Annotated in this window: 26 protein-coding genes; 15 read left to right on the top strand and 11 right to left on the bottom strand. The window is 59.6% G+C overall.

Annotated features, from left to right (window positions below; genetic code table 11):
* The first annotated feature begins 116 nt into the window (after positions 1-116).
* From C7436_RS14405 to C7436_RS14380, 6 genes are all read left to right on the top strand, one after another.
* Positions 117-1,175, top strand: coding sequence for a sensor histidine kinase (locus tag C7436_RS14405; protein WP_121208331.1), 1,059 nt, complete (start codon positions 117-119; stop codon positions 1,173-1,175).
* A complete protein-coding gene (locus tag C7436_RS14400; RefSeq protein ID WP_211329876.1) occupies positions 1,172-1,930 on the top strand; it encodes a LytR/AlgR family response regulator transcription factor in 759 nt (252 codons plus the stop codon). Before C7436_RS14405 ends, C7436_RS14400 begins: the two co-directional genes overlap by 4 nt.
* Positions 1,931-2,016: 86 nt before the next feature.
* Positions 2,017-2,958 (top strand): hydroxymethylbilane synthase, encoded by a 942-nt coding sequence (hemC, locus tag C7436_RS14395; RefSeq protein ID WP_011784032.1) that lies wholly within the window; start codon positions 2,017-2,019, stop codon positions 2,956-2,958.
* Complete coding sequence (locus C7436_RS14390; protein ID WP_011784031.1) at positions 2,939-3,751, top strand: uroporphyrinogen-III synthase; 813 nt, start codon at positions 2,939-2,941, stop codon at positions 3,749-3,751. Before hemC ends, C7436_RS14390 begins: the two co-directional genes overlap by 20 nt.
* A 10-nt stretch (positions 3,752-3,761) precedes the next feature.
* The gene (locus C7436_RS14385) at positions 3,762-4,877 is read left to right on the top strand and encodes a uroporphyrinogen-III C-methyltransferase (RefSeq protein ID WP_228198148.1); all 1,116 of its coding nucleotides are present in this window, start codon (positions 3,762-3,764) and stop codon (positions 4,875-4,877) included.
* The gene (locus C7436_RS14380) at positions 4,874-6,115 is read left to right on the top strand and encodes a heme biosynthesis HemY N-terminal domain-containing protein (protein WP_022992123.1); all 1,242 of its coding nucleotides are present in this window, start codon (positions 4,874-4,876) and stop codon (positions 6,113-6,115) included. Before C7436_RS14385 ends, C7436_RS14380 begins: the two co-directional genes overlap by 4 nt.
* Positions 6,116-6,194: 79 nt before the next feature.
* On the opposite strand, the gene C7436_RS14375 is transcribed toward C7436_RS14380, so the two are convergent.
* The 3 genes from C7436_RS14375 to rho all read right to left on the bottom strand — a co-directional run bounded on the left by C7436_RS14375 (position 6,195) and on the right by rho (position 10,116).
* Entirely contained in the window at positions 6,195-7,187 is a 993-nt protein-coding gene (locus tag C7436_RS14375) for a CDP-6-deoxy-delta-3,4-glucoseen reductase (protein WP_121208239.1), read from the bottom strand.
* 13 nt (positions 7,188-7,200) lie between these two features.
* Positions 7,201-8,688 (bottom strand): 4-hydroxy-3-polyprenylbenzoate decarboxylase, encoded by a 1,488-nt coding sequence (gene ubiD / locus C7436_RS14370; protein WP_121208238.1) that lies wholly within the window; start codon positions 8,686-8,688, stop codon positions 7,201-7,203.
* Between the two features lie 165 nt (positions 8,689-8,853).
* A complete protein-coding gene (rho, locus tag C7436_RS14365) occupies positions 8,854-10,116 on the bottom strand; it encodes a transcription termination factor Rho (RefSeq protein WP_023011768.1) in 1,263 nt (420 codons plus the stop codon).
* A 355-nt stretch (positions 10,117-10,471) separates the two neighbouring features.
* Here rho and moaB point away from each other — a divergent pair, with 355 nt between their 5' ends.
* The 4 genes from moaB to C7436_RS14345 are packed head-to-tail and all read left to right on the top strand — an operon-like array spanning position 10,472 to position 12,982.
* Positions 10,472-11,044: a molybdenum cofactor biosynthesis protein B gene (gene moaB, locus C7436_RS14360; protein WP_011784025.1), complete on the top strand. Its 573-nt coding sequence runs from the start codon at positions 10,472-10,474 to the stop codon at positions 11,042-11,044.
* A 12-nt stretch (positions 11,045-11,056) separates the two neighbouring features.
* Positions 11,057-12,271, top strand: a complete 1,215-nt coding sequence (locus tag C7436_RS14355; RefSeq protein ID WP_121208237.1) for a molybdopterin molybdotransferase MoeA — start codon at positions 11,057-11,059, stop codon at positions 12,269-12,271.
* Between the two features lie 2 nt (positions 12,272-12,273).
* Positions 12,274-12,534 carry a molybdopterin converting factor subunit 1 gene (gene moaD, locus C7436_RS14350; RefSeq protein ID WP_022992119.1) on the top strand — a complete coding sequence of 87 codons (261 nt, stop codon included), beginning with the start codon at positions 12,274-12,276 and terminating at the stop codon, positions 12,532-12,534.
* Between the two features lies 1 nt (position 12,535).
* Positions 12,536-12,982 carry a molybdenum cofactor biosynthesis protein MoaE gene (locus C7436_RS14345; RefSeq protein WP_121208236.1) on the top strand — a complete coding sequence of 149 codons (447 nt, stop codon included), beginning with the start codon at positions 12,536-12,538 and terminating at the stop codon, positions 12,980-12,982.
* A 171-nt stretch (positions 12,983-13,153) separates the two neighbouring features.
* On the opposite strand, the gene mobA is transcribed toward C7436_RS14345, so the two are convergent.
* Both mobA and trxA read right to left on the bottom strand, forming a co-directional pair.
* Positions 13,154-13,744 (bottom strand): molybdenum cofactor guanylyltransferase MobA, encoded by a 591-nt coding sequence (gene mobA / locus C7436_RS14340; RefSeq protein WP_121208235.1) that lies wholly within the window; start codon positions 13,742-13,744, stop codon positions 13,154-13,156.
* 57 nt (positions 13,745-13,801) lie between these two features.
* On the bottom strand, positions 13,802-14,128 hold the full coding sequence (gene trxA, locus C7436_RS14335; protein ID WP_014420340.1) for a thioredoxin TrxA: 327 nt from the start codon (positions 14,126-14,128) through the stop codon (positions 13,802-13,804).
* Between the two features lie 318 nt (positions 14,129-14,446).
* On the opposite strand from trxA, the gene ppx reads away from it, so the two are divergent.
* On the top strand, positions 14,447-15,928 hold the full coding sequence (gene ppx / locus C7436_RS14330; RefSeq protein WP_113879603.1) for an exopolyphosphatase: 1,482 nt from the start codon (positions 14,447-14,449) through the stop codon (positions 15,926-15,928).
* Between the two features lie 12 nt (positions 15,929-15,940).
* Here the strand turns inward: ppx and C7436_RS14325 are convergent, their stop codons facing one another.
* Positions 15,941-17,887: an ATP-binding cassette domain-containing protein gene (locus C7436_RS14325; protein WP_031211634.1), complete on the bottom strand. Its 1,947-nt coding sequence runs from the start codon at positions 17,885-17,887 to the stop codon at positions 15,941-15,943.
* A gap of 42 nt (positions 17,888-17,929) precedes the next feature.
* Here C7436_RS14325 and C7436_RS14320 point away from each other — a divergent pair, with 42 nt between their 5' ends.
* The 3 genes from C7436_RS14320 to C7436_RS14310 all read left to right on the top strand — a co-directional run bounded on the left by C7436_RS14320 (position 17,930) and on the right by C7436_RS14310 (position 19,711).
* Positions 17,930-18,472, top strand: coding sequence for a DUF2390 domain-containing protein (locus C7436_RS14320; RefSeq protein ID WP_011784017.1), 543 nt, complete (start codon positions 17,930-17,932; stop codon positions 18,470-18,472).
* The gene (locus tag C7436_RS14315) at positions 18,463-18,843 is read left to right on the top strand and encodes a DUF4124 domain-containing protein (protein WP_023011771.1); all 381 of its coding nucleotides are present in this window, start codon (positions 18,463-18,465) and stop codon (positions 18,841-18,843) included. The genes C7436_RS14320 and C7436_RS14315 overlap by 10 nt, the downstream gene beginning before the upstream one ends.
* Positions 18,844-18,979: 136 nt before the next feature.
* Positions 18,980-19,711, top strand: a complete 732-nt coding sequence (locus C7436_RS14310) for an FKBP-type peptidyl-prolyl cis-trans isomerase (RefSeq protein WP_022992112.1) — start codon at positions 18,980-18,982, stop codon at positions 19,709-19,711.
* Positions 19,712-19,804: 93 nt separating this feature from the next.
* On the opposite strand, the gene C7436_RS14305 is transcribed toward C7436_RS14310, so the two are convergent.
* Positions 19,805-20,284, bottom strand: coding sequence for an Rsd/AlgQ family anti-sigma factor (locus C7436_RS14305; protein WP_014420335.1), 480 nt, complete (start codon positions 20,282-20,284; stop codon positions 19,805-19,807).
* A 105-nt stretch (positions 20,285-20,389) separates the two neighbouring features.
* Entirely contained in the window at positions 20,390-20,896 is a 507-nt protein-coding gene (locus C7436_RS14300; RefSeq protein WP_011784013.1) for a disulfide bond formation protein B, read from the bottom strand.
* A gap of 102 nt (positions 20,897-20,998) precedes the next feature.
* Here C7436_RS14300 and C7436_RS14295 point away from each other — a divergent pair, with 102 nt between their 5' ends.
* Entirely contained in the window at positions 20,999-21,454 is a 456-nt protein-coding gene (locus tag C7436_RS14295; protein WP_011784012.1) for a flagellar basal body-associated FliL family protein, read from the top strand.
* Positions 21,455-21,484: 30 nt separating this feature from the next.
* On the opposite strand, the gene rmf is transcribed toward C7436_RS14295, so the two are convergent.
* The 3 genes from rmf to C7436_RS14280 form a co-directional block, all read right to left on the bottom strand.
* Positions 21,485-21,700 (bottom strand): ribosome modulation factor, encoded by a 216-nt coding sequence (gene rmf / locus C7436_RS14290; RefSeq protein ID WP_011784011.1) that lies wholly within the window; start codon positions 21,698-21,700, stop codon positions 21,485-21,487.
* Positions 21,701-21,811: 111 nt separating this feature from the next.
* The gene (gene gshA, locus C7436_RS14285) at positions 21,812-23,368 is read right to left on the bottom strand and encodes a glutamate--cysteine ligase (RefSeq protein ID WP_011784010.1); all 1,557 of its coding nucleotides are present in this window, start codon (positions 23,366-23,368) and stop codon (positions 21,812-21,814) included.
* A gap of 65 nt (positions 23,369-23,433) precedes the next feature.
* Positions 23,434-25,758 (bottom strand): Tex family protein, encoded by a 2,325-nt coding sequence (locus C7436_RS14280; RefSeq protein ID WP_022992109.1) that lies wholly within the window; start codon positions 25,756-25,758, stop codon positions 23,434-23,436.
* Between the last annotated feature and the right edge of the window lie 24 nt (positions 25,759-25,782).

Raw genomic sequence — 25,782 nt, 5'->3', positions numbered from 1 at the left:
CTATCTTTCCTGCTGACAGCCCGGCATCATCATGCCGGCAATGGATAAGTGAAAAGTTGCGGCAGTATAGCATTCCGGCCCCGGTTAAGGAGACTCCCCTGAAACCCGACAAAGGCATGAACCACAAGGACACCGACAGCTTCTACGTGCCCGATCTGTGTCGCGTGCGGGCTGTGTTCATGCTACTGATTACCAGCGAACTTCTGGTTCTGGTGCTGGCCATCGTGCAGGCACAGAACAGCTGGATCGACTGGAACTACTTCGGTCTGCTGTCCCTGTTCGTGCAATGGACCACCCTCACCAGCGCCGCACTGATCTGTCTGTTGCGCCCCCGCCTGGCTCGTTTGAGCAACAGCCGCGCCACACTGACCATCGTCACCATTGTCTTGCTGGACGTACTGGCATTCAGCCTGTTTGCCGACAGCGTATTGCACCCGCAGCCAGGCGTGGCACTCTGGCACGGCATTGCCAAAAAGCTGTTACTGGCATTGCTGATCGTCCTGATGGTGCTGCGTTATTTTTACCTTCAGCACCAGTGGCAGCAACAGCGAGAGGCGGAAATGCAGGCCCGGCTGACCTCCTTGCAGGCCCGGATCCAGCCACACTTTCTGTTTAACAGCATGAACACCATTGCCAGCCTGATTGCCTCCAATCCGGAGCAGGCGGAAGAAGCGGTGCTGGATCTGTCGGAACTGTTCCGGGCCAGCCTGCGCACCGACGACCAGCTCATTCCCCTGAACCGTGAGCTGGAACTGTGCCAGCGTTACCTGGCGATTGAGTCTCTGAGACTGGGGGAACGCCTGCAGCTGGAGTGGGATATTCAACCCGGGCTTGGGCAACAGGTAATACCACCCCTGACACTGCAGCCGCTGGTGGAAAATGCCATCTATCACGGCATCCAGCCGCGGCCGAAAGGCGGTGTCGTCCGGGTCGAAGTATCGGCCAAGGATCACTTTGTCTACCTTCTGGTGCAGAATCCCGCGCCGGAATCTACGGAACGCCAGCACCAGGGCAACCGCGTTGCCCTGAGTAACACCCAGGCCAGACTACAGGCACTGTTTGGCGAACCGGCCGTGCTCAAACACAGCCGCCAGGGCAATACCTACACCGTCACTCTTCGCCTGCCCCGGCGCAGCATCAATACCAGCAACCGTCAGTCACGAAACAGGCCATGAATATCGAAGACAGCAAACGCGTACTGATTGCCGATGACGAACCTCTCGCCCGCCAGCGCATTCAGCGCCTGCTGGAAGCCCTGCCGGATTACCGGGTTTGTGGCGAAGCGGTGGATGGCAACGACACCTTGTGCAAAGTGGCCGAACTGGAACCGGACATCCTGCTGCTGGACATCCGTATGCCCGGCATGGATGGCATGGAAGCAGCCGACCAGCTCAGCAAGCTCCACAATCCGCCCGCAGTGATTTTTTGTACCGCCTATGACCACTATGCCATCCAGGCGTTCGAGGTTCGCGCCGTCGCCTATCTGCTCAAACCGGTCCGGCGTGAGGCGCTGGCCGATGCTCTGGCCCGGGCCGGCAAGCTGAACCGGGTACAGAGGCAAGCCCTGGCGCAAAGTACCGATGCCGGTAACGACCAACTGGCGGTGCGCACGCACCGAGGTACCGAACTGATCGACCTGTCAGATCTGTACTACTGTGAGGCCGACCAGAAGTACGTGACTCTGCACCACCGCCACGGCGAGACGGTGTGCGACTACACCCTGAAAGAACTGGAGCAGGCTTACCCGGATCACCTTCTGCGCGTCCACCGACACACACTGGTTGGCGTGCGCTTTATCCAGGGGCTGCGGCGGTCGTCCGATGGACAGAATCAGCTGGCACTGAAAGGCAATGCCACCCTACTGCCGGTCAGCCGCCGCCATGCCAGTACGGTCCGCCAATGGTTACACGAACACCAACCCTCCCCCTGAGGGGGTAGGCGGGGGTTCACCGCGGGACTTTTTTTCTGCCACAAGGTAACCTTGTGGGCACATTTTCCCGAACGACAGTGAGTGACATGTCCAAACGTACCCTTCGCATTGCAACCCGCAGCAGCGCACTGGCGCTGTGGCAGGCGGAATTCATCAAGGCCGAGCTGGAAAGGCTGCATGACAACGTTGACGTTGAACTGATCAAGATCAAGACCCAGGGCGACAAGATCCTGGACGTCCCCCTGGCCAAGATCGGCGGCAAGGGCCTGTTCGTGAAGGAGCTCGAAGAAGCCATGCTGGACGGCCGTGCCGATCTGGCCGTGCATTCCATGAAAGACGTGCCCATGGAATTCCCCGAGGGCTTGGGGCTGGTCGCCATTTGCGAGCGTGAAGACCCCACCGATGCCTTCGTCAGCAATCAGTATGAACACATCGACCAGCTGCCTGAGGGCGCGGTAGTAGGCACCGCCAGCCTGCGTCGGGAAGCCCAGCTGCGGGCCAACCGCCCGGATCTTCAGATCAAGGTACTGCGTGGCAACGTGAATACCCGGTTGGCGAAACTCGATGCCGGTGAATACGACGCCATTGTACTGGCCAGCTCCGGCCTGAAGCGTCTCGGCTTCCACGACCGTATCCGTTACTGTCTGCCAGACACGTTTTCCCTGCCAGCCGTTGGCCAGGGTGCTTTGGGCATCGAATGCCGGGTCGGTGACACGGAACTTCTGGAGCTGATTGACCCGCTCAATCACACCGACACTTGGGACCGCGTCAGCGCTGAGCGGGCGCTGAACCGTCGCCTTGAAGGCGGTTGCCAGGTGCCCATTGCCGCCTATGCCCTGCTGGAAGACGATAACACCCTGTGGCTGCGGGGCCTGGTTGGCGCAGTCGATGGTACCCAGATTTTCCGGGTGGAAGGCCGTGCCCCGCGCGCCGAAGGTGAACGTCTGGGCCGTGAACTGGCAGAACAGCTGCTGTCCATGGGGGCCGACAAGGTGCTGGCTGAAATCTATGGCCACACCCCACGCTGAGTTTCAGCAACCGTCTGAACTCCAGGGCCGGCGTGTATTGATCTGCCGGCCCGAGCCCGAAGCCAGCCGCCTCGCCGAGGCCTTTCGTAAGGCCGGTGCCGATGCCCGGGTGATGCCGATGATGGCGCGCGAGCCTTTACCGGAAACCCCGGAGCAGCGCGGCATCCTGCAGCAGCTGGACAACTTTTCCCACATCATCGCGGTCAGCCCCTATGCCGCCCGCCGGCTGATGGAGGAAATCGACCACTGGTGGCCTCAACTTCCCGCCGGCCTGCAATGGTACGGAGTGGGCGCCGGCACCGCCGCGGTCTTTCGCGAACATGGCCTGAAACCGAGAATGCCCGCCGAAGGCTGGACCAGCGAAGCGTTGCTGGCGCTGCCATCACTGCAGCGCGTTGACGGAGAGAAAGTTCTGCTGGCTCGGGGCGAGCATGGCCGGGAACTGATTCGTGAGACCCTGGCGCAACGGGGCGCACGGATTACCACCCTGCCCCTGTACCGGCGCGTGCTGCCGTACTATTCTGCAAAACAGGTGAAGGCTCTGGTTGCCGACTTCCACCCCGAGGTGGTGATTGCGCTTTCCGGCGAAACCCTGAACAATCTGGTGGAGCTGGGCCACAGATACCAATTGGCTCTGACGCCCGACATAATCGTAGTACCTGCGGAGCGTGTAGCGGAACAGGCGCGCGCGCTGGGCTTCCGCAAGCCACTGGTGCCCGGTAGCCTGAACGATGACGACCTGGTCATCAGTGTTGCTTCCTGCCTGTCGCAGGAGGCCGGTGACAACGGATAACCAAGTAAGGATGCCCGTGACTGAAACAACAAAACAACTCCCCGCTCCCGTACAACCCGCCAGGCCAGAACGCCCACGCTTGTGGCCAGTGTGGATTGTGGCGGTTCTCGCGCTGATTCTGGCGATTGCCCTTGGGCTCTGGAACTGGCAACAGTGGCAGAAGCACCAGGCCACCCTGCAGGTGGTTCAGGACCTCCGGCAGGATACAAACCAGCTGGAAAGCCTTTACGGCAACCGCGACAGCGAACAGAGCGAGCGGCTTCAGGCACTGGAAAACCGCGTGGCGGAACAGCGGGAGCTGATTGCCACCCAGCAACGCCAGATCGATCACACCGCCCGCGAATTGCTGGAAGCCGGCAACCGCACCCGCACCGACTGGCTGCTGGCGGAAGCCGAATATCTGCTGCGTATTGCCAACCAGCGCCTGCTGATTGAAAAAGACATCCGCGGTTCACTGTCCGCCTTGGAATCGGCCGATGAGGTGTTGCGGGAATCCGACGATATCGGGGTTTATCCGGTACGCCAGCAACTGGCACGGGAAATCCAGTCCTTGAGAGGCATTCAGGGTGTCGACCGCACCGGACTATACCTGAGACTGGAGGCTGCCATCGCCAGCGTCAACGATCTCACCGACCAGGCCCTGATCAGTGATCAGGCGCCGGGATTCGACATGGTCGAAGACCAGAATGCGCCGTCTGACGGCAGCAACATGTTCACCAGAGGCTGGAACCGGTTCCTGGGCACCCTCAAGGAAGTCGTTGTGATCCGCCGGATGGACGAACCGGTAAAACCCCTGTTGTCTCCGGACCAGAGCGCCTGGGCCCGTCTCAACCTGCAACTGATGCTGGAAGAAGCTGAAATGGCGGTCTTGCGGGGCAATCAGCCACTGTATGAACGCGCTCTGAACAAGGCCATCACCACCATCAACGACTGGTATGACGGCACCAACCCGGCCATTCGCGGGCTCAACGAGACCCTGAACGAACTGGCCGAGCGCAACGTAGACCCCGAACTGCCGGATATCAGCCAGTCCCTGAGCCTGCTGAAGGAGCGGTTGGCGGGGCGCCTGGCCACAGGCGACAACGATGCCGACAGCAAGGCGGCCAACGGGGGCGATGAGTCATGATCCGCGTATTGCTGATCCTGCTGCTTGCCCTTCTGGTGGGCACCGGGCTTTCCCTGGGGTTGACCTACGACCTGGGCTATATCCGCATCAGCCTGGGCAACTACCTGATTGAAACCAATTTCTGGGTCGGGTTGGGGCTGATTCTGGTGATCATCCTGCTGACCGTCACCCTCATCAACACGGTGCGCCGCTTCCGCCAGGGCACCGGTGTGATGGCGGGTTGGATTGCCCGCGGTAATGAGCGCCGGGCCCGGCGCCGGACCACACGAGGCCTCCTGGCTCTGGCCGAAGGCAACTGGCCCCGCGCCCGTAAGCTACTGTCCAGCTCTGCCAGCCATGCCGACACCCCCCTGATCAACTATCTCGCGGCGGCCCAGGCCGCGTTCGAGTCCGGCGACCATGAAGCGGTCGATGAACTGCTGCGCAAGGCCTTTGAAAGCACACCTGGCTCCAGCATGGCGGTGGGGTTGACCCAGGCCCAGCTGCAACTGGCCGGCAACCGGCCCGAGCAGGCTTTGGCGACCCTGCTGCGCCTACGCAAGGAATCTCCACATCACCCGTTTGTCCTCAAGCTGCTGAAGAACGCCTATCTGCGTCTGGAGGACTGGCGCGAGCTGTCCCGTCTTATTCCGGAACTGCGCAAGCGCAGTGTGGTGCCAGAGAGCGAACTGAACGAACTGGAACGTCAGGTCTGGCAAAACCTGCTGGAACAGGCCGCCGAGGAATGCCAACGCAGCCGCAAGGAAAACCCCGAAGCCAGCCTGGAACCGCTGACTCGCCTGTGGGACGAACTGCCGGGCTTTGTGCGCCGGGATGAGTACACCATCCGCGACTACGCCCGACTGCTGGCGGGACTGGGTGATGAGGCCCAGGCAGAAACGCTGCTGAGAAAGGTACTGCGTAATCACTGGAGCGACGAGCTGATCAACCTGTATGGCCGGATTCAGGGTCAGGATCCGGAGGAACAGCTATTGATTGCCGAACAGTGGCTGAAACATCGCACCAACAACCCCGAGCTGTTGCTGGCACTGGGCCGGCTCAGCCTGCGTAATGAGCTGTGGGGAAAAGCACGGGAGTACTTTGAAACCAGTCTGAAATTACGCCGTAATCGTGAAACCCTCGCGGAGCTGAGCCGGCTGAATGCCCATATGGGCGAGGAAGAAGCCAGCATCAAGCTGCTGATGCAGGGGCTGGAAACCGACCATGGCCTGCCCGACCTGCCCATGCCCCGGGCCTGAGACTTCGCAGTCTTTGATTCAGACAATCAACAAGGGCCGGCAAATTGCCGGCCCTTGTTGATAGCGCCCACTGAAACTGTCAGCTGCGGGGAGCATACTCCAGAACATCCGAGAAAAAGGCCTGCTCCGGAAGGCCAGCCTCCACCAGCGCATCCATCAGGGTATACACCATGGTGGGCGAGCCACTGGCATGAACTTCCACGTCCTGCCAATCGAACCCTGAAGCCAGCACAGCCCTGACCAGTTGGTCGTGGTGACCGCCCCAGTCATTGTCTTCATCGTCTCCCACCACCGGCAAAAAGCTGAACGGCGCCCACTCCTCCTGCCACTGCTGCGCGAGAGAACGCAGGTACATGTCCTCGTGCTTGCGCACGCCCCAGAACAGTTTGACTGGCTTCTGGTAACGGGTTTCCCGCAGGTAATCCACCAGGCTTTTCATCTGGGCAAAACCGGTACCTGCCGCCACCAGCAGCAGGGGTTTGTCCGGCATACTGGCCAGGCAGGCCTTGCCATGGGGCAGTTCCACCGTCACATCCTGGCCGGAAGTCAGCGCATCGATGACTTTCTGGGCCGAGATCCAGTCGGGCGACGCCTGGATGTGCAGTTCGATCTGCTCTGCTGAGGGGCTGCTGGCAATCGAGAAATAGCAGGGGTCAGCTCCGGGCAGAATCACCGACAGATACTGCCCGGCATGGAAAGCCACATCCCTCCGCCGGGGAAGCTGCAAGGCCACCCGGTACACATCGTGACTGATGGAACGTACGTCGATTACCTTCGCCTGGTACTGGCGGGGCTGGTAATTTCCTGATGCCATAACGGCGGGTATCTCCAGTTCAAGGTCGGCGAGCGGCCGTGTCCGACACATCATCAGTGGCTCGCCAACCGCGATAGAATGTTGATTTCGGGTATTCAGCGCCCGACCTTTCAGCAACCGGGCCTCACAGATTTCGCAAACGCCGTTTCGGCAGGCTGCCGGCACCCGTATTCCGGCTGCGGCCGCTGCAGACAACAGGTCTTCAGCCTGATCCGCACCGTAACCAAGCCCCGATGGCTGCAGGCGTATCCGAAACACTCTCTGCCCCCTGTCAGTCGGGGCGGGCACCGGGAATTTCAATCCCCAGGCTGTCCCAGATGTCATCCACCCGCTGTTTAACCTCGTCGGTCATAGCGATGGCAGTGCCCCACTCCCGGTCGGTCTCTCCGGGCCACTTGTTGGTGGCGTCCATCCCCATCTTCGAGCCGAGCCCAGACACCGGCGAGGCAAAGTCCAGATAATCAATCGGGGTGTTTTCCACCAGGGTGGTGTCCCGGGCCGGATCCATCCGCGTAGTAATGGCCCAGATCACGTCTTCCCAGTTACGGGCATTGACGTCGTCATCGGTGACAATCACAAACTTGGTGTACATGAATTGCCGCAGGAATGACGATACCCCCATCATCACCCGCTTGGCATGGCCGGGATACTGCTTCTTCATGGTGACTACGGCAAGCCGGTAGGAACAGCCTTCCGGAGGCAGATAGAAATCGACAATTTCCGGAAACTGCTTCTGCAGGATTGGAATGAACACCTCGTTCAGCGCCACTCCGAGAATCGCCGGCTCGTCCGGTGGACGGCCAGTATAGGTGCTGTGATAGATCGGATCCCGGCGGTGGGTAATGCGTTCCACGGTAAACACCGGGAACTGATCCACTTCGTTGTAATACCCGGTGTGATCACCAAACGGCCCTTCCGGCGCCATATCGTCCGGGTAAATAAAGCCTTCCAGTACAATCTCGGCACTGGCCGGTACCTGAAGATCGCTCAGGCCCGCATTCACCAGTTCCGTTCGACTCCCTCGCAGCAATCCTGCAAAAGCATATTCAGACAGCGTATCCGGCACCGGGGTAACGGCACCCAGAATGGTGGCCGGATCAGCACCCAGTGCGACCGCAACCGGATAGGGCTTGTCCGGGTTGGCCTTACGGAACTCCTGGTAATCCAGGGCGCCCCCCCGATGGCTGAGCCAGCGCATAATCAGACGGTTACGACCAATCACCTGCTGCCGGTAGATACCCAGGTTCTGACGTTCCTTGTTGGGGCCACGGGTAATCACCAGCGGCCAGGTCACCAGAGGACCGGCGTCACCCGGCCAGCAGTGCTGGACCGGTATCTGGTACAGATCCACCTTGTCTTTTTCAATCACTACATCTTGGCAGGGTGCCGAGCGCAACACCTTGGGGCTCATGCGCATGACCTGCCGGAATAATGGCAGTTTTTCAATGGCGTCCTTGAAGCCCTTGGGGGGATCCGGCTCTTTCAGAAACGCCAGCAGCTTGCCAATCTCCCGCAACGCTGCCACATCGTCCTGCCCCATGCCCAGTGCCACCCGTTTCGGTGTTCCGAACAGGTTGGCCAACACCGGCATATCGTAGCCTTTCGGATTCTCGAACAACAACGCCGGACCACCGGCACGCAGGGTGCGGTCACAGATTTCGGTCATTTCCAGGTGGGGGTCAACTTCGGCAGTAATGCGCTTGAGCTCACCCAGCTTTTCCAGCTGGCTGACAAAGTCCCGAAGGTCGTTGTATTTCATGGTGTGCTCCGTTTCTGGTCTACGGTACTACGGAGTTTTTTCTGGTCTGGATTCAGACCTGAGTTCAGGTATTGGCCTGAGCAGCTTGAATGCTGGGGAGGGAATCCGCCCCGACCAGCCGGACATTCCATAAGAATGCCCGCCGGTCGGAAATCGGAGTCAGTATCACCGACGCTTCATGGACTGGAAGAACTCGTCGTTGGTCTTGGTGTCCCTGAGTTTATCCAGCAGGAACTCGATGGCGGCGGTATCGTCGTCCATGGAGTGCAGTAGTTTGCGCAGAATCCACACACGCTGGATGTCGGCTTCGGACATCAACAGGTCTTCGCGGCGAGTGCCGGAGCTGCGGATGTTGATGGCCGGGTATGTCCGTTTTTCGGCAATCTTGCGATCCAGATGGATCTCCATGTTGCCGGTGCCCTTGAACTCCTCGTAGATCACCTCGTCCATCTTGGAACCGGTATTCACCAGCGCGGTCGCAAGAATGGTCAGGCTGCCACCTTCTTCCACATTACGGGCAGCACCGAAGAAACGCTTGGGCTTTTCCAGGGCGTGGGCATCAACACCACCGGTCAACACCTTACCGGAGGAAGGAATGACCGTATTGTAGGCACGGGCCAGACGGGTTATGGAGTCCAGCAGAATAACCACATCTTTCTTGTGCTCGACCAGGCGCTTGGCCTTTTCGATCACCATCTCGGCCACCTGCACGTGACGGGCCGGCGGCTCGTCAAAAGTGGAGGCGATGACTTCGCCGCGCACAGTGCGCTGCATCTCGGTCACTTCCTCTGGCCGCTCGTCAATCAGCAGAACCATTACATGGCACTCTGGATTGTTACGGGTGATGGACTGGGCAATGCTCTGCATCAGCAGCGTCTTACCGGCCTTGGGCGGGGATACGATCAGGCCTCGCTGCCCCTTACCAATGGGCGCCACCAGGTCCAGAACCCGTGAGGAGAGATCCTCAGTGCTGCCGTTACCAGCTTCAAGCGTCAGACGCTCATCCGGGAACAGCGGCGTCAGGTTCTCGAACAGAATCTTGTTGCGGGCGTTATCCGGCTTGTCAAAGTTGATCTCGTTGACTTTCAGCAGGGCAAAGTAACGCTCACCGTCTTTCGGGGGCCGGATCTTGCCCGAGATGGTGTCACCGGTGCGCAGGTTGAACCGGCGGATCTGGCTGGGGGAAACGTAAATATCGTCCGGCCCGGCCAGGTATGAGGCATCGGCGGAGCGGAGGAAGCCGAAACCATCCTGCAGAATCTCCAGTACACCGTCACCGTATATGTCTTCGCCGCTTTTGGCGTGTTTTTTCAGGATGGTGAAGATTACATCCTGTTTGCGCGAACGAGCCAGGTTGTCGAGGCCCATTTCTTGCGCGATATCGAGCAATTCGGGCACGGATTTCTGCTTGAGTTCAGTAAGATTCATAGTTTGTTGGATTTTCAGGAATGGAAGTAAACGACTGTTGGAATGACAGGGGCGCCCCTGAACGTGTTGATCGAATCAAAAATGAAACAAAGGTGCTGGCAGATGGAGCAACCGGTGTAGATGGAAGCCGGATATTAAATGCCGAAGCCAGAGAGTGGGAACAACTGTTCGCCGGGCAACGGCATCATCGGCCACCTTTAGCGCGAATGTCAAGCCCCTGAACAAAATTAAGCCGGTTTTTGGCATGGGGTTCACTCGTTCTGGGGCTCCCTCTGATGGGTTACTCCCTTCCCAACCACGCAGCAGATCAGGATACTGAGCCTATGATTGATGACAGACTTCCGGAGCCTACCCCATGAGCAGTGATCGCACCAGCGAACTGAAGCCCCTGAACATCGCCCTTCTGACCGTCTCGGACACCCGAGGCCCGGATGAAGACACGTCTGGCCAGTTTCTTGAGGACAGTGTTGTCGAGGCCGGTCACCGGCTGGTGGCCCGCCGCATCCTGCCGGATGACATCTACCTGGTCCGGGCCCTGATGTCACAATGGATTGCTGATCCGGAGATTCACGCCGCCATTATTACCGGCGGCACCGGCTTCCACGAACGTGACAGTACGCCGGAGGCGGTAGCGCCCCTGCTGGATAAAACCATCGACGGATTTGGTGAGGAGTTCCGGCGACTGTCCGCGTCTGAAATCGGCACCTCCACCATCCAGTCCCGGGCCTTTGGCGGCCTGGCCAACCATACGGTTATTTTCTGCCTGCCCGGCTCAACCGGGGCTTGCCGAACCGGCTGGAACGGCATTCTGGCAACCCAACTGGACAGTCGCCATGGCCCCTGTAACTTCTCTGCTCTGGCCCTGCGCAAGCCGGACCGCCCCTACCAGCGGGTTCAGGAAGTGATTGGCCAGCGTGCCGAGCGATAAACAGGAGGACACATGGTGGCTAACGATCTGACATCGGTTGACGATGCACTGCAACATATTCTTGACCGGGCGCCGGCCATCACCCGGACCGAAGCCGTTGCCTTAACGGACAGCCTCGGCCGGGTTCTGGCGGAGAACCAGTATGTTCCCGCGGATGTGCCGCCAGCGGATAACAGCGCCGTGGACGGCTATGCGGTATGTCTGGCCGATGTCGCCGCCGGCAAACCGATGTCCGTATCCGCCAGAATCCCGGCCGGCGTTGCCCCCGGAACACTGGCACCCGGCACAGCGGCACGGATTTTTACCGGCTCCGAGATTCCCGAAGGGGCCGATGCGGTCGTGATGCAGGAACGGGTGGAACGCACCGACGACATGATTCTGATCCAGGCCGAGGTTTCAGAGGGCCAGAACATTCGCAGGCAGGGCCAGGATCTTGCCCGGGGCGATCTGGCGCTGGCGAAGGGCGAGCGCATTCGCCCCCAGGAAATGGGCTTGTTGGCCTCCATGGGAATCAGCCAGGTTCCGGTCATGGGCCGGCTAAGAGTCGCGGTATTGACCACCGGTGATGAACTGGTGGAGCCGGGCCAGCCACTTGATTCTGGCCAGATATACAACACCAACCGATTTACCCTCATGGGCCTGTTGGCCGAGGCTGGCTGCGAGCTGGTTCTGTGCGAAACCCTTGAAGATACCCGGGAAGCCACCCGCAGCACGCTCGAGTCTGCTGCTGCCAAGGCCGACCTGATCATCACCAGCGGCGGCGTATCGGTCGGTGAGGAGGACCACGTTCGCGCGGTACTGGAGAAATCCGGCAAGCTGTCACTTTGGCGCATGGCAATCAAGCCCGGCAAACCACTGGCGTTTGGCGAAGTGGCAGGCATACCGGTACTCGGTTTGCCGGGTAATCCGGCAGCGGTCCTGGTCACTTTTCTGGTGGTGGCGATGCCTTACATTCGCAAACGCCAGGGCCGGCAGGACCTCCTTCCCGTGGGCGAATCTCTGCCCGCTGGGTTTGACGTAACCTCCACATCTGTCCGCCGCGAGTTTGTACGGGCCCGGAAGCAGGGTTCAGCAGCGGGTCTGGAGGTTGTCGCCTACCCCAACCAGAGCTCCGGCGTCCTGAGTTCCGCCTGCTGGGGCGACGGCCTGGCTGTGGTGCCGGAACACACGGCCATCCGCGCCGGCGATTTGATTACATACTATCCGTTCACCGAATTACTGAGTTAACGATGACAGAACCAACACTGACCGTGCGTTTTTTCGCCCGACTAAGAGAAGAGCTGGGTACCGAAAGCCTGACCCTGCCGGCATCAGAGCACCAGACGGTCGCGGACCTGCTTACCCACCTGGCCAGCCGGGGCGGTGCCTGGGCCCAGCTGACCGGTGGCCAACCGGTGATGGTGGCCATCAATCAGTCCATGGCAAAGCCGTCCAGCCCGGTACAGCCAGGGGATGAGGTAGCCTTTTTCCCACCGGTCACCGGAGGTTGAGATGATTTCAATCCAGACCGACGATTTCGATGCGGGTGCAGAATATGAGGCGCTTCGCGGGACCGGACCGGGCACCGGGGCCATTGTGACCTTCTCGGGTCTGGTGAGGGATTCCGGGGATCTGTCCGGGGTGACGGGGCTGTTTCTCGAGCATTATCCGGGGATGACCGAGCAGGTGATTCAGGGGCTGATTGATGAGGCGGGCCGGCGCTGGGATGTGCAGCGAGCCCGGGTGATTCACCGGGTCGGGCAGTTGGCGCTGGCGGACCAGATTGTGTTTGTAGGGGTGTGCAGTGCCCACCGGGGCGATGCGTTTGCGGCCTGTGAGTTCATTATGGACGCGTTGAAAACGTCGGCGCCATTCTGGAAGAAGGAGATTACCCGCGAGGGTGAGCATTGGGTGGAGCAGAAAGAGTCTGATGTTGCCCGGAGTCGGAACTGGGAGTGAGGCGCTTATTGGAGTTTGCCGCCCGGCCACTGGTCTGGTGGGGCCTCCGAAAACCGCTGTGAATACGTCCCTGTACGCTTGCTCTCCGCCATCCATGGCTCCGAGCATTTTCGGAGGCCCCACCAGACCAGCGCCCTACGTATGCAGTCAGTTGATCCTGCAGCGATCGGATTAGCGTTCCAAATCCCTAAAATTGTTGCGATTCTTGAACACTTCGTCAGCTTCCGGACAATCTACCGCCACCGCCCCCACCGATTCGGCAAATCCCATCACCCGGCGGTTGTCCGAGGCCAGCCAGCGATCCAGTTCCACCATTACATTTACCGGATACACACCGTGCAACGGGTGCAGGCGGCCGTTATGTTCGGCAATAGCCGGGCGGTCGGGTTGGGTTTGCCAGGCGGTGACCAGGGCGCTGAGGGTTCCCGGGGTGATTCCCGGGGTATCACAGGGGCAGACCAGCACAGCTTCGGCACCCTGAGTTTCCGCGGCTTTCAGGCCCGTGAGCAGGCCCGCCAGAGGGCCCTGGTCGCGTAGTTCAGGAGGATCCTCAAGGATACGGCCGGGAGCCAGGCTTTCGTAGTCCGGCAGCGAGCGGTTGGCGCTGACGAAGGCGGCCGGGGTGATGGTCCTAAGGGCCTGCAGCACCCATTCGGCCATGGCTTTGCCTTGCCAGGGTACGAGGCCTTTGTCCTGGCCGCCCATGCGGGTGCCTTTGCCGCCTGCCAGGAGCAGGCCGATGATTCTGTCGGGTCGGGTCATGGCATAAAAAAACCGCCCGTGAAGCGTTGTTCAGGGGCGGTTTCCTTCAACAGCGGATCAGAGGTTGCTGTCGAGGAAGGCAGCCAGCTGCGATTTGGACAGCGCGCCTACTTTGGTGGCATCCACGTTGCCGTTCTTGAACAGCATCAGGGTCGGGATACCACGGATGTTGAACTTGGGCGGGGTCTGTTCGTTTTCGTCGATGTTGAGTTTGCAGACCTTAAGCTTGCCTTCGTATTCGTCAGCGATTTCTTCCAGAACCGGAGCAATCATTTTGCACGGGCCACACCACTCGGCCCAGTAGTCTACCAGTACCGGAACGTCGGACTTCAGTACATCCTGCTCGAAGGAAGCGTCGGTGACATTAACGATATTTCCGCTCATTACCTTTTCCTGATTCAGGCGCTCCGGGGCTTGGATTCCGGCCCTTCGGGAGTCGCTGTTGACTGTAGTGGACGGTGTTCTCTTTACGGACCGGCCGTCCACCCGAATTAAGACAGACTATTACTTTACGCGATTGCCCGCCCTGATGTGAAGCCGGTTGTATCCACCCCCGGGTTGATCCGTGTCAGTAATGTCCGCAGCCAATTACTGACACGGCCGGGAAGTTTCACTTATAGTACGGCCAAGTTCATATCACACAGGACGCCTATCAACGTGACGGCCGCATCCCCTGCCGAGAAGCCTGAAACCTCCCCGGACATGCTGGCAGCCATCGATATGGGCTCCAACAGTTTTCATATGGTCGTCGCCCGTCTGGTGCATGGCGAAATCCGCACAGTTGAGAAGATGGGCGAGAAAGTCCAGCTTGGCGCGGGGCTGGATCAGTATAATCGGCTGACCGAAGAAACCCAGCAGCGGGCCCTCGAATGTCTGAGCCGATTTGCCCAGCGCCTTCAGGGCATGCCCCGGGAAGCAGTCCAGATCGTCGGCACCAATGCCCTCCGGGTCGCCCGCAATGCTCACGATTTCATTGCCCGTGCCGAGGAAGTGCTGGGCTATCCGGTAGAAATCATCGCCGGGCGTGAGGAAGCGCGGTTAATCTATCTCGGTGTCTCCCATACCCTGTCGGACGATTCCGGTCGGCGGCTGGTGATTGATATTGGCGGCGGCAGCACGGAATTCATCATCGGGCAGCGTTTCGAACCCCAGGAGCTGGAAAGCCTGCACATGGGGTGCGTGTCGTTCCGCAACCGCTACTTTCCCGATGGCAAGATTACCCGGCGCCAGATGGACAAGGCCATTACCCATGCCGAGCAGGAACTGTTGAATATCCGGCAGCACTATCGCTCGGTGGGCTGGCAGAGCGCGGTGGGCTCTTCCGGCTCGATCAAGGCGATTGCCAACGTGCTGGCAACCCTTAAGATTACCGACGGCTCCATTAACCGCGACGGCATGGAAGAGCTGCGCAAGCGCCTGGTGAGCATGGGCAAGGTGGAGAAACTGGCCGAACTGGGGGTAAGGGAAGATCGCCAAAGCATTTTCCCGGCCGGCTTTGCCATTCTGATGGCGGCGTTCCGTTCACTCGACATCCAGACCATGACTTTTGCCGACGGCGCCCTGCGTGAAGGCCTGCTGTACGACATTGTCGGACGCATCCAGCACGAGGACGTTCGTGAACGTACGATTGCGGCGCTGCAGGAGCGTTACCACGTAGACCAGGCTCACGGCGCAGCGGTCGAGAAAACCGCGATTGCCGCTTGGGAACAGGTGGCAGGGCAATGGGGCCTGCGCACCGCCGCCGATGAAGACGTGCTGCGCTGGGCCTGCCGGCTGCACGAGATCGGCCTGACTATTTCCCACAGCCAGTACCACAAGCACGGCGCCTACCTGTTGCGCTATTCCGATTTACCCGGCTTCAGTCAACCGTTCCAGAAGGATCTGGCCACTCTGGTTCGGGGCCATCGCCGGAAGTTCTCGGCGGCAGTTTTCGAGGGTATCGAGCCCGAGGACAAACCCCGCCTGACCTACCTTTGCGTGCTGGTGCGGCTGGCGGTGCTGATCCAACACCCACGCAACCTGGAAGAACCCCCCGCCTTCACCCTTCACGGCCACGATAACCGCCTGGTAATCGAGTTCCCCGAGGGCTGGCTGGACAACCGCCCGCTGACCCTCGCAGACCTGGAGAACGAACGGGACTACCTGGCACGCCAGGACTTTACCCTGGAGATCTCGGGCCGGTAACACTGGCTGGCCTCAGCCAGCCAGTTCCGCCTCCAGGCTCTCCACCGTTTCGCTCACCTCCAGCCACTCAGCTTCAACGTCTTCCAGCTCTCGCTTCAGTTCGGTCTGCTCCGCCAGCAGTTCCTTGAGTCGAACCTTTTGCTGGTCATCGTAAAGCCCTGGGTCGGCCAGGTTTTGCTCCACCGTGGCGAGCTTTTGCTGCAACTGCTCCATACGGATCTCAAGCGTTCCCTGTTTTTTTCGCCACGGGCTGAGTTTCTGTCGCAGTTCAGCTTCCTGGCGCTTGCGGGCCTTGCGTTCGTCCGCCGTCAGGGTCGCGGGTCCGGCGGTATTAACCGACTTTTCCTGCCCCCCGACCACTTCACGCCGGGGTGGCGATTCCTCATCTTTCCGACGTTCCGCCAGCCAGCGTTCGTAATCCTCCAGGTCGCCCTCGTACTCGCCAACAGCGCCGTCGCATACCAACCAGAATTCATCCACCGTGTTGCGCAGCAAGTGGCGGTCGTGGGATACCACCACGATGGCGCCATCGAAGTTCTGGAGCGCCATGGTCAGGGCCTGTCGCATTTCCAGGTCCAGATGGTTCGTGGGCTCATCCAGCAGCAGCAGATTGGGTTTCTGCCAGGCGATAACGGCAAGCGCAACCCGGGCCTTCTCACCGCCCGAAAACGAGCGAATGGGCGCAAGTGCTTCGTCGCCGTGAAAATCGAAACCGCCCAGGAAGTCCCGGACTTTCTGCTCCGATGCGGTTGGCGCCAGACGCTGCAGATGCAGGAACGGGCTGGCGTCGAGATCCAGGGACTCCAGCTGATGCTGGGCGAAATAGCCGATGGCCAGATGTTCGCCACAGGTGCGCTCACCACTGAGCAGGGTTCCGGTGCCGCGAAGGGCATCCATAAAGGTGGACTTACCGGCCCCGTTCGGCCCCAGCAAACCAACCCGGGTGCCGGGCAACAGGGTGACATTGATGTTCTTCAGAATGGGCACATCCCCATGGCCCGCGACCCCGTGGCGAATGGACAGCAATGGATTGGAGACCTTGTCCGCGACCGGGAACTCGAAACTGAAGGGTGAGTCCACGTGCGCCGGCGCAATCTTTTCCATCCGTTCCAGTGCCTTGACGCGGCTCTGGGCCTGCCGGGCTTTGGTGGCTTTGGCCTTGAAGCGATCGATAAAGCGCTGGATTTCGGCAATTCTGGCTTGCTGGCGTTCGAAACTGGCCTGCTGCTGGGCCAGTCGCTCGGCGCGCTGACGCTCGAAGGCTGAGTAATTTCCCGTATACAGCACCAATTGCTTCTGATCGAAATGCACCAGATGAGTAGCCACCCGGTCCATGAAGTCCCGGTCGTGAGAAATAAACAGCAAGGTACCCGGATACTTTCTGAGCCAGTTCTCCAGCCACAGACAAGCATCCAGGTCCAGGTGGTTGGTGGGCTCATCCAGCAACAGCAGATCGGATGGACGCATCAGTGCCTGGGCCAGGTTCAGTCGAATACGCCAGCCACCGGAAAATGCGGAAACCGGGCGCCCGGCATCGCTGTCGGCGAAGCCCAGGCCCCTGAGCAGTGTCTCTGCCCGGCGCGGTGCGGACCAGGCTTCGTGAATATCCAGCTCCCCGTGCAGACGGGCAATGGCATGGTCATCACCACCCGCTTCCGCCTCGGCCAGCGCCCGCTCCATTCGCCGCAACTCGGTGTCGCCATCCAGCACAAAATCCCGGGCGGATCTGGACGAAGCCGCGACTTCCTGAGCCATATGGGCAATCCGGCAGCCACCGGGCAACGCCACGCTGCCTTGCTCGGGTGCAAGCTGCCCCAGCAAGAGCTGGAAAAGACTGGATTTGCCGGCACCATTGGCACCAACAATGGCAACGCGCTGCCCCGGTTGCACGGTCAGGTTCACGTTTTCTAGCAACCAGACGCCGCCCCGTTGTAAACTGAGATCGGTTATCGTTAACATAGATTTAATCTATCCATGGATTACTGCCAGGGAAGCGCCAACATGACCGTTCAACAAGCGGAGCCGCTGGAACTTCCAGAACACATGGAACCAGACAATCCGTTATGGCGTTATGCCCTAGCCCAATGGCAGGATCCGCAGGTGGCTGAGGCCTGTCTTGAGCTGCAATCCGAGGGATGGAGCGTAAGTCGCATCCTCTGTGCCGGCTGGCTCGCCACGCAGGGTCAGTCGTTCTCTGGCGTTGAGGACGCTAAGGTAACAGAGTGGCGAAGCCGTGTAACCGGTTGCCTTCGCTCCGCCCGCAAGTCTGTTCCCCGAGCCAATGATCATGGCGTGGAGCTGCGGGACACTCTGGCCAAGGCAGAGCTGCTGGCCGAACAGCTGGAGCTGGCTCTGATCTGGCAAACGTTGAAAGAATCCGAAGCGGAGCGCGGAAACATGCAGAAATCAGGCACCATCATCGAGCAGAATCTTGTCGCTGCCGCGCCGTCCGACAACATTCCCACGCGGGTAAAATCTCATCTTGAACTTCTGGCCAGCCGGCTTGCAGGCCAGACCACCAGAGGCGGCCCATCATGTTCATGAAATGGCTGATCCGGCTTTCGTTTCCGGCGCTCGGCCTTCTGCTGCTGCTGATTTTCTTCGGCCTCGGCGATCCCGACCAGGTCTCTGAACCGGTGAAAACCGAGCAGGCGACGACGATTCCCTCCTTTGAGGGATTGCTGCCATCGCCGATTCCCACCGAAGGCCCGGATATCGTTTTCAAGTGGCAGGACACCGATGGCAACTGGCACTATGCCGATCAGCCGCCGGCCCAGGGCCCCTGGAATGCCCTGGCCATTGAGCGCCCAGACCCGGTGCCCCGGAAGCCGCAGACCATCAGCCCGGAAGATGACTGGCAGTCCCCCTACCAGGCCCCCTATTCGCTCAATGGCTCACCCGCCAGCGGTTCCTGACACGGGCTGGGCATTGCCGCGAAATGAGTCTCTGATTAACACATGTTCAGTGGCATCCTGCTGCTGAACCCGTTACCTTGTTGACTTTCAGAATCCAGGGCCAGAGAGCCCAGAAACACGTGAAAAGGATGAAATGATGAAGAAAACGCTTTTGGCTATCGCCGTTACCGGCCTGATTGCCGGTTGCTCAACAGCCCAGGAGCCGGCAAACGACCCGGCCCTTGAAACCACCCCTGAGAAAGTCAGCTATGGCATGGGATTGGTGCTGGGTGAGCGCATGAGCAATGACTTGCCGGATCTCCAGATGGACCAGTTCCTTCAGGGCATCCAGCATGGCCATGCCGGTGACGAAGACAGCAAGCGACTGACCCGCGAGCAGATCCAGGAAGCGCTGATGGCCTACCAGCAGGAGCTCCAGCAAAAGCAGGAGCAGCAACTGGAAGAACTCGCGCAGAAGAACAAGGATGCCGGCGAGGCTTTCCTGGCAGAAAACGCCGAACGTGAAGGCGTTGAGACCACAGAATCCGGTCTCCAGTACGAAGTGATTGAAGAAGGTAACGGTGAGCGCCCAACCGCCGAAGATCAGGTGGAAGTCCACTACACCGGCGAACTGATCAACGGTGAGGTATTCGACAGCTCCCGTGAGCGCGGGCAAACCGTGACCTTTGGCCTGAACCAGGTGATTCCTGGCTGGACAGAAGGCCTGCAGCTGATGAGCGAAGGTGCTCGTTACAAGCTTTATATCCCGTCTGACCTGGCCTACGGCCCGGGCGGCAACCAGGCTATTGGCCCCAACGAGACCCTGGTATTTGATGTCGAGCTGATCGCCGTGAATCCGGGGCAGGACGACGCTGGTTCAGACGAATAAGCTCTGGCCAGCACTCCGGCAGGCAATAAAAAACCGGCGCCATTTCTGGGGCCGGTTTTTTATTGCGGGTAATGCGGTTCCGGGTAGAGGCAATCAGGCCGAAGCCACCTTGCCCGCATGGGCGTTATGCAGATTCTCAATCAGGAAATCTTCCATCTCAAAGCGCGACTCCAGCACTTCTCCAAGCCGTGACAGCTCGTTGAACAATTCCCTGACGTCGACCTCGGACAGCTCCCGGCCATCCAGACGATCATTAAAGTTCAATGCCACTTCCGTGGTTTGCTCGATCCGGGGATAGAGCTTTGCTGCCAGTTCGAGGCCGCCGTCGTTGAACTCACGGGCCTCCTGAATCAGCTGTTCGTAGACTTCAAAGTGACCGGCCGAAACATAATCCACCAGCACTTCGCACAGGCGGACAAATTTTTCGCGGAGGGCATCAGTCTGGGAAAAATCGCTTTCTCCAGACAACTCGCAATACTGAACCAGAAGCTCCTGGCGCTCTTTCAGCCAGCGATCAATCAGCTCGCTGACACCACCCCAACGTTCCCTGGCATTCCGGCAATTCTCCAACATGACGCCTGTCTCCCCTCGGTCAATCCGCCAGCTCTCTGGATCTAGTCTTGATAATTATTATGTTGGATTCAAGTTACCCCATGGTCATGGTCAGCCGCAACTGTTTCAGCTCTGCAACCAGTCCCGGGGAGAATAGCGTCGCAGCATCACAAACAGCCCCAGCACAATCAGCAGGCTGAAAAAGACCGCGGTCCATCCGGGGATACTCAGACCGAGAAAACGCCAGACCACTTCGGCGCAATCACCAGTGCCTTTCAATGCGGTTTGCAGCACTTCAAACCAGGGTAGTACCTCGAGCATGTAATCAACCGAAGGGCCACAGGCAGGCACCTGGTCCGCCGGCAGACTCTGTAACCATAGCTGACGCCCCGCCACCGCCAGACCAGCGCCAGCGGCAACAATCAGTAACAGCCCGTAGACCCGGTTGCCGAACCCGCGGGGTCCGTGCAGAAACGCCAACAGACTGACCAGCCCCGCACCCATAAATCCGAAACGCTGCAACCAGCACAACGGGCAAGGCTCCAGACCCATCACGTGCTCCATGTAAAAGGCCACCGCCAGCAACCCGGCGCACACCAGAAATACCAACCCGAATATCCATCTGCTTGTCAAAACGCTACCCCGGAATCATGATGTGGACTGCACAAGCTTCCATGGCCTGATATTCTCAGAGAAAAACCAGCGTGCCATGAAACACTGAACCAATCCTAACCCATGACTAACGCCAAGCCTATGACCATTCTCAGAAAACTGACGCCGGCCCTGTTACTGACCCTGTGCGCACTGATGCCTTCCCTGCCCACCATGGCCGAGGAAGCTGATGAAGAAACCGAAGTGAAGGGGGTAACCGACTATATCGCCATGGAACCGGCATTCGTCACCCATGTCGGCAAACCGGATGCGAAAGTGGCCTATCTCAAAGCCTCCGTAACCATTCGGGCCTCCCGCGAAACCACCCGGCCGGCGGTAGAAGCGCACATGCCCAGGTTACGGCACGAACTGGTGATGCTGTTTGGTGAGCAGACGGATCTTGACCAATTGTCTTCCATGGACGGCCAGCAAGCGCTGCGGGAAGAAGCAACCAAACGGATAAACGGAGTGCTGGAGGAGCAGCAAACAGGTGAGACCATTACCGGAGTGCTGTTTACCGAGTTTGTGGTTCAGCGCTAGTTGCCGCATCCACCGGGCGGTGGCACCGGATCAGGCGATGCGTGAGAACAGATCATCATCCTGTTGCGGGCGCTGTTTCCGGGCCTGACCGGCATCATCCCAACCGGCTTCCCAGGCGGCAATAATGACCTCACCACGGTATGGACAGCGGGTTTTGTCCATGCCCATCTCTCCGGCCATGTATCCCTGCCGGTAGGCCTTGTTCAATGCTTCTACATCCCAGCCGAGCTTGATATCCGTTGCCATGGGCCACCTCCTTACCTGATGTAATAGAAAGTAACAGCAGGTAACAGATCCAGCAAACCGGACAGCCGGTTCTGTGCGTCACGTCCCTTTCCGGACGTGACGCAAGCGGCGTCAGGATTTCAGGTAGGCCTCCAGAAACTCCGGAAATGGCTGACTGTCCGCAGCTTCCTGCTCTTTCTGCTCGACCAGGGACTGCGCACTCATGGCACGGAAGTCCGCCAGCACCTCCGGTGCCAGTGGCTCCGAATTCAGGGTTTGCTGGTGTTCACGGGATATCGCCTGTACCCAGTCGCGATGGCCCAGGCCTGACTGCCCCATGGCCTCAAGCACTCGAGCGGAAGGCACCGCCCAATCATTGCCCTCGAGTTTCGACCGTTGAGCCGCCAGCGCCGACCTGTAGGTATCACTATGATTCCAGCCATCCAGCAGCTCTGCCAGGGGCTGCAAGCGCTCCAGCCATTCAACGGCGGCCTCGCCCACAGGCACACGCTGTCCACCCCGGCACAGACTGAGTGAATGCAGGCGACCGCTGGCGACGACGTCCTTGTAATTGTCATCAAGCCGTTCGCACTCATCGTCTTCAATACGGGGAGAATCGGTGAGCAGGCAATCCAGCAGGAACAGGTCGAGGAAATCGATCTGCTCGCGGTTCACGCCCACCGGCGAGAACGGATCCAGGTCCAGACAACGCACCTCAATGTATTCCACACCCCGGGCATCCAGAGCCTGGATCGGCTTTTCACCCCGCTCGGTGGTGCGCTTGGGACGTACCGCGCTGTAGTACTCGTTCTCAATCTGAAGCACATTGGTATTGATCTGGACAAACTCGCCATTGCGCCGGGTGCCAATGGCTTCATACGCTGGCCAGTTGGTGTGGATGGCGCGATCCAGTGTCCGGGTATAAGTGCTCAGCTCATTGAAGCAGATATTCAGCGAGGCCTGGGCATTGTTGTGGTAACCCAGATCCCCCATGCGCAAAGACGTGGCGTGCTGGCCAAACCAGGTGCGATCATCGAACCGTGCCAGGTCGTGCCGGACGCCGGCCACAAAACTGGCATCCAGTGCCGGCGAAGCGCCAAACAGCAGCATCAGCAACCAGCTGCGGCGGCGGAAATTCCGGATCAGCCAGAAGTACTGGTCTGATTTGAAATCCCGGAGGCTATCCTTGTTGCCCACCAGTTCCTGCCATTTGCGCCAGAAACTGTCCGGCAGGGAAAGATTGTAATGGGCGCCGGCAATACTCTGCATAATCCGGCCATAACGCACCGCCAGACCCTGACGATACACATGCTTGAGCCGGCCAGTGTTGGAGCTGCCGTACTCGGCAATGGGAATGCTGGCATCGCCGTCAATCTCGCAGGGCATGCTCGCGGCCCAGAACACTTCGTTATCCAGGTTCTGCTGGACGAACCGATGTATATCCCGCAACGAGGCCAGCATAGCTTCAGTATTGTCGAAGACCGGCGTGATCAGTTCCAGCAGGGCTTCCGAGTAGTCGGTCGTGATACGGGGGTGGGTCAGTGCGGAGCCCAGGGCTTCCGGATGTGGTGTCTGGGCAATGAAGCCATTGGCATCGACGCGCAGGCCTTCCTTTTCGACCCCTTTGAGGAAACCGTCCCAGTCACTGGCGGCAAACTGTTGGAACAGGGAGTGGCGGGATTGTGCCATGTTGAGCTCCTGTTGCAGCCGTTACGCCCTTGTGAGACGTAACGGCTGTGAATCAGTGGAAGGGGTTAACGGCCGTTCTTACGGGCAGAGGCCATAGCCTGGGCCAGAGCGCCAGCCATGGCACCTTGAGGTGCGCCCTGGCCGGCCTGAGGTTTGCGCCCTGCACTGCGGCCAGAGTTCCGGTCTGCGCCCCGGGCTGGCTTGTTGTCCGCCCCCGGCTGGTCATCCATACGCATGGACAGGCCAATCCGCTTACGGGGAATGTCCACTTCCATCACTTTGACCTTGACGATGTCACCGGCCTTGACCACTTCTCTCGGATCTTTCACGAAAGTATGGGACAAGGCCGAGATGTGCACCAGGCCATCCTGGTGAACGCCGATATCCACAAAGGCACCGAAGTTGGTGACGTTGGTTACCGAGCCCTCCAGCACCATACCGGGTTTGAGGTCGTTGAGGGTTTCCACCCCTTCCTCGAAATGGGCAAAGCGGAATTCCGGTCGCGGGTCCCGGCCCGGTTTTTCCAGCTCGGAGATAATGTCCTTGATGGTCGGCAGGCCGAACTGCTCGGTTACGTAGTCCTGTGGGTTAAGACTGCGCAGGAACGCGGAATCGCCAAGGATATCCTCCACCCTCTTGCCATTTCGCTCAGCAATGGCCTCAACCACACCGTAGGCTTCCGGATGCACGGATGACCGGTCCAGAGGGTTTTCGCCCCCGGCGATACGCAGGAAGCCCGCAGCCTGTTCAAAGGTGCGATCACCCAATCGAGACACCTTCAGCAGCTGTTTGCGACTGGTGAACTTGCCGTTCTGGTTCCGGAAATCCACGATGTTCTGGGCAATGCTCGGATTCAGGCCAGACACCCGGGTGAGCAGCGGTACCGACGCGGTATTCAGATCCACGCCCACGCCGTTTACACAGTCCTCAACGACCGCATCCAGGCTACGGGACAGCTGTACCTGGGACACATCGTGCTGGTACTGCCCCACGCCGATAGACTTGGGCTCGATTTTCACCAGCTCGGCCAGCGGATCCTGCAAACGGCGGGCAATGGACACCGCACCACGGATGGTGACATCCAGATCCGGCAGTTCCCGGGAGGCAAATTCCGAGGCGGAATAGATTGATGCCCCGGACTCATTCACCACAATGCGGGCCAGCTTCAGTTCGGGGTAACGTTTGCAGAGGTCGCCCACCAGTTTCTCGGTTTCCCGGGAGGCGGTACCGTTGCCGATAGCCACCAGTTCAATTTTGTACTTCTGACACCAGGCTGCCATCTGGGCAATGGACTGATCCCATTTGTTCTGGGGCGCATGGGGAAAAATGGCGCCGTGATCCACTACCTGGCCGGTGCCGTCGATTACCGCCACCTTGACCCCGGTACGCAGGCCGGGATCGAGCCCCAGCGTTGGCCGCGGACCTGCCGGAGCGAGCAGGAGCAGATCTTTCAGGTTGGCAGCAAAAACGTTGATGGCTTCGGTTTCAGCCGCTTCACGCACCTGGGCGATCAGATCGGTTTCAATCTGTGTCGACAACTTCACGCGCCAGGTCCAGCGCACCACATCCGACAACCATTTGTCGGCGGCCCGGCCGTTATCCCGAATGCGCCAGTGGGCGGCAATTCGCTGCTCGGCGGGATGGGGCTGACGGCGATCCTCCTCAGCATCGCCCATAACAATCGAATAGGCCAGAATGCCCTCATTGCGGCCCCGAAGAATGGCCAGCGCCCGGTGCGACGGAACTTTTCTCAGCGGTTCAACGTGGTCGAAGTAATCCCGGAACTTGGCGCCTTCGTTTTCCTTGCCTTCCACCACAGTGACTTTCAGCTGGCCTTCCTGCCAGACGAAATCGCGCAGGGCGCCAAGCAGCTCGGCATCTTCGGCAAAACGCTCCATCAGAATGTAGCGGGCACCGTCCAGAGCGGCTTTGACATCCTCAACGCCGGCTTCCGGATTGAGGTAACCGGCAGCGACGGTTTCCGGATCCTGGGTGGGATCGTCGTAGAGGGTATCGGCCAGCGGCTCCAGGCCTGCTTCCCGGGCAATCTGCGCCTTGGTGCGGCGCTTGGGTTTGTAGGGCAGGTAAAGGTCTTCCAGGCGGTTCTTGGTGTCGGCAGCTTCGATGGAGGCCCGCAGCTCGTCGGTCAGCTTGCCCTGTTCCTCAATGCTGTTGAGGATGGTGCCCCGGCGGTCTTCCAGCTCACGCAGATAGCGCAACCGCTCTTCCAGAGTCCGCAGCTGGCTGTCGTCCAGGGAACCCGTTACTTCTTTTCGGTAGCGTGCAATAAAGGGAACGGTAGCGCCTTCATCAAGAAGGGTAACGGTGGCATTAACCTGCTGTTCACGTACGCCGAGCTCTTCGGCAATGCGCCGGGAAATACTGTTCATGCTGCCTCGATCTGGTATCGCATT

This window comes from Marinobacter nauticus, from assembly GCF_003634635.1.
GTDB lineage: Bacteria > Pseudomonadota > Gammaproteobacteria > Pseudomonadales > Oleiphilaceae > Marinobacter > Marinobacter nauticus.
Note: the sequence above shows the minus strand (reverse complement) of the source record. Positions and strands in the feature narration are given on the sequence as shown.

Excerpts from the sequence above, each read along its gene's own strand:
- C7436_RS14405 (WP_121208331.1), top strand. The coding sequence starts at position 117 with ATGAACCACAAGGACACCGACAGCTTCTACGTGCCCGATCTGTGTCGC.
- C7436_RS14400 (WP_211329876.1), top strand. The coding sequence starts at position 1,172 with ATGAATATCGAAGACAGCAAACGCGTACTGATTGCCGATGACGAACCT.
- hemC (WP_011784032.1), top strand. The coding sequence starts at position 2,017 with ATGTCCAAACGTACCCTTCGCATTGCAACCCGCAGCAGCGCACTGGCG.
- C7436_RS14390 (WP_011784031.1), top strand. The coding sequence starts at position 2,939 with ATGGCCACACCCCACGCTGAGTTTCAGCAACCGTCTGAACTCCAGGGC.
- C7436_RS14385 (WP_228198148.1), top strand. The coding sequence starts at position 3,762 with ATGCCCGTGACTGAAACAACAAAACAACTCCCCGCTCCCGTACAACCC.
- C7436_RS14380 (WP_022992123.1), top strand. The coding sequence starts at position 4,874 with ATGATCCGCGTATTGCTGATCCTGCTGCTTGCCCTTCTGGTGGGCACC.
- ubiD (WP_121208238.1), bottom strand. The coding sequence starts at position 8,688 with ATGAAATACAACGACCTTCGGGACTTTGTCAGCCAGCTGGAAAAGCTG.
- rho (WP_023011768.1), bottom strand. The coding sequence starts at position 10,116 with ATGAATCTTACTGAACTCAAGCAGAAATCCGTGCCCGAATTGCTCGAT.
- moaB (WP_011784025.1), top strand. The coding sequence starts at position 10,472 with ATGAGCAGTGATCGCACCAGCGAACTGAAGCCCCTGAACATCGCCCTT.
- C7436_RS14355 (WP_121208237.1), top strand. The coding sequence starts at position 11,057 with ATGGTGGCTAACGATCTGACATCGGTTGACGATGCACTGCAACATATT.
- moaD (WP_022992119.1), top strand. The coding sequence starts at position 12,274 with ATGACAGAACCAACACTGACCGTGCGTTTTTTCGCCCGACTAAGAGAA.
- C7436_RS14345 (WP_121208236.1), top strand. The coding sequence starts at position 12,536 with ATGATTTCAATCCAGACCGACGATTTCGATGCGGGTGCAGAATATGAG.
- mobA (WP_121208235.1), bottom strand. The coding sequence starts at position 13,744 with ATGACCCGACCCGACAGAATCATCGGCCTGCTCCTGGCAGGCGGCAAA.
- trxA (WP_014420340.1), bottom strand. The coding sequence starts at position 14,128 with ATGAGCGGAAATATCGTTAATGTCACCGACGCTTCCTTCGAGCAGGAT.
- ppx (WP_113879603.1), top strand. The coding sequence starts at position 14,447 with ATGCTGGCAGCCATCGATATGGGCTCCAACAGTTTTCATATGGTCGTC.
- C7436_RS14325 (WP_031211634.1), bottom strand. The coding sequence starts at position 17,887 with ATGTTAACGATAACCGATCTCAGTTTACAACGGGGCGGCGTCTGGTTG.
- C7436_RS14320 (WP_011784017.1), top strand. The coding sequence starts at position 17,930 with ATGACCGTTCAACAAGCGGAGCCGCTGGAACTTCCAGAACACATGGAA.
- C7436_RS14315 (WP_023011771.1), top strand. The coding sequence starts at position 18,463 with ATGTTCATGAAATGGCTGATCCGGCTTTCGTTTCCGGCGCTCGGCCTT.
- C7436_RS14310 (WP_022992112.1), top strand. The coding sequence starts at position 18,980 with ATGAAGAAAACGCTTTTGGCTATCGCCGTTACCGGCCTGATTGCCGGT.
- C7436_RS14305 (WP_014420335.1), bottom strand. The coding sequence starts at position 20,284 with ATGTTGGAGAATTGCCGGAATGCCAGGGAACGTTGGGGTGGTGTCAGC.
- C7436_RS14295 (WP_011784012.1), top strand. The coding sequence starts at position 20,999 with ATGACTAACGCCAAGCCTATGACCATTCTCAGAAAACTGACGCCGGCC.
- rmf (WP_011784011.1), bottom strand. The coding sequence starts at position 21,700 with ATGGCAACGGATATCAAGCTCGGCTGGGATGTAGAAGCATTGAACAAG.
- gshA (WP_011784010.1), bottom strand. The coding sequence starts at position 23,368 with ATGGCACAATCCCGCCACTCCCTGTTCCAACAGTTTGCCGCCAGTGAC.
- C7436_RS14280 (WP_022992109.1), bottom strand. The coding sequence starts at position 25,758 with ATGAACAGTATTTCCCGGCGCATTGCCGAAGAGCTCGGCGTACGTGAA.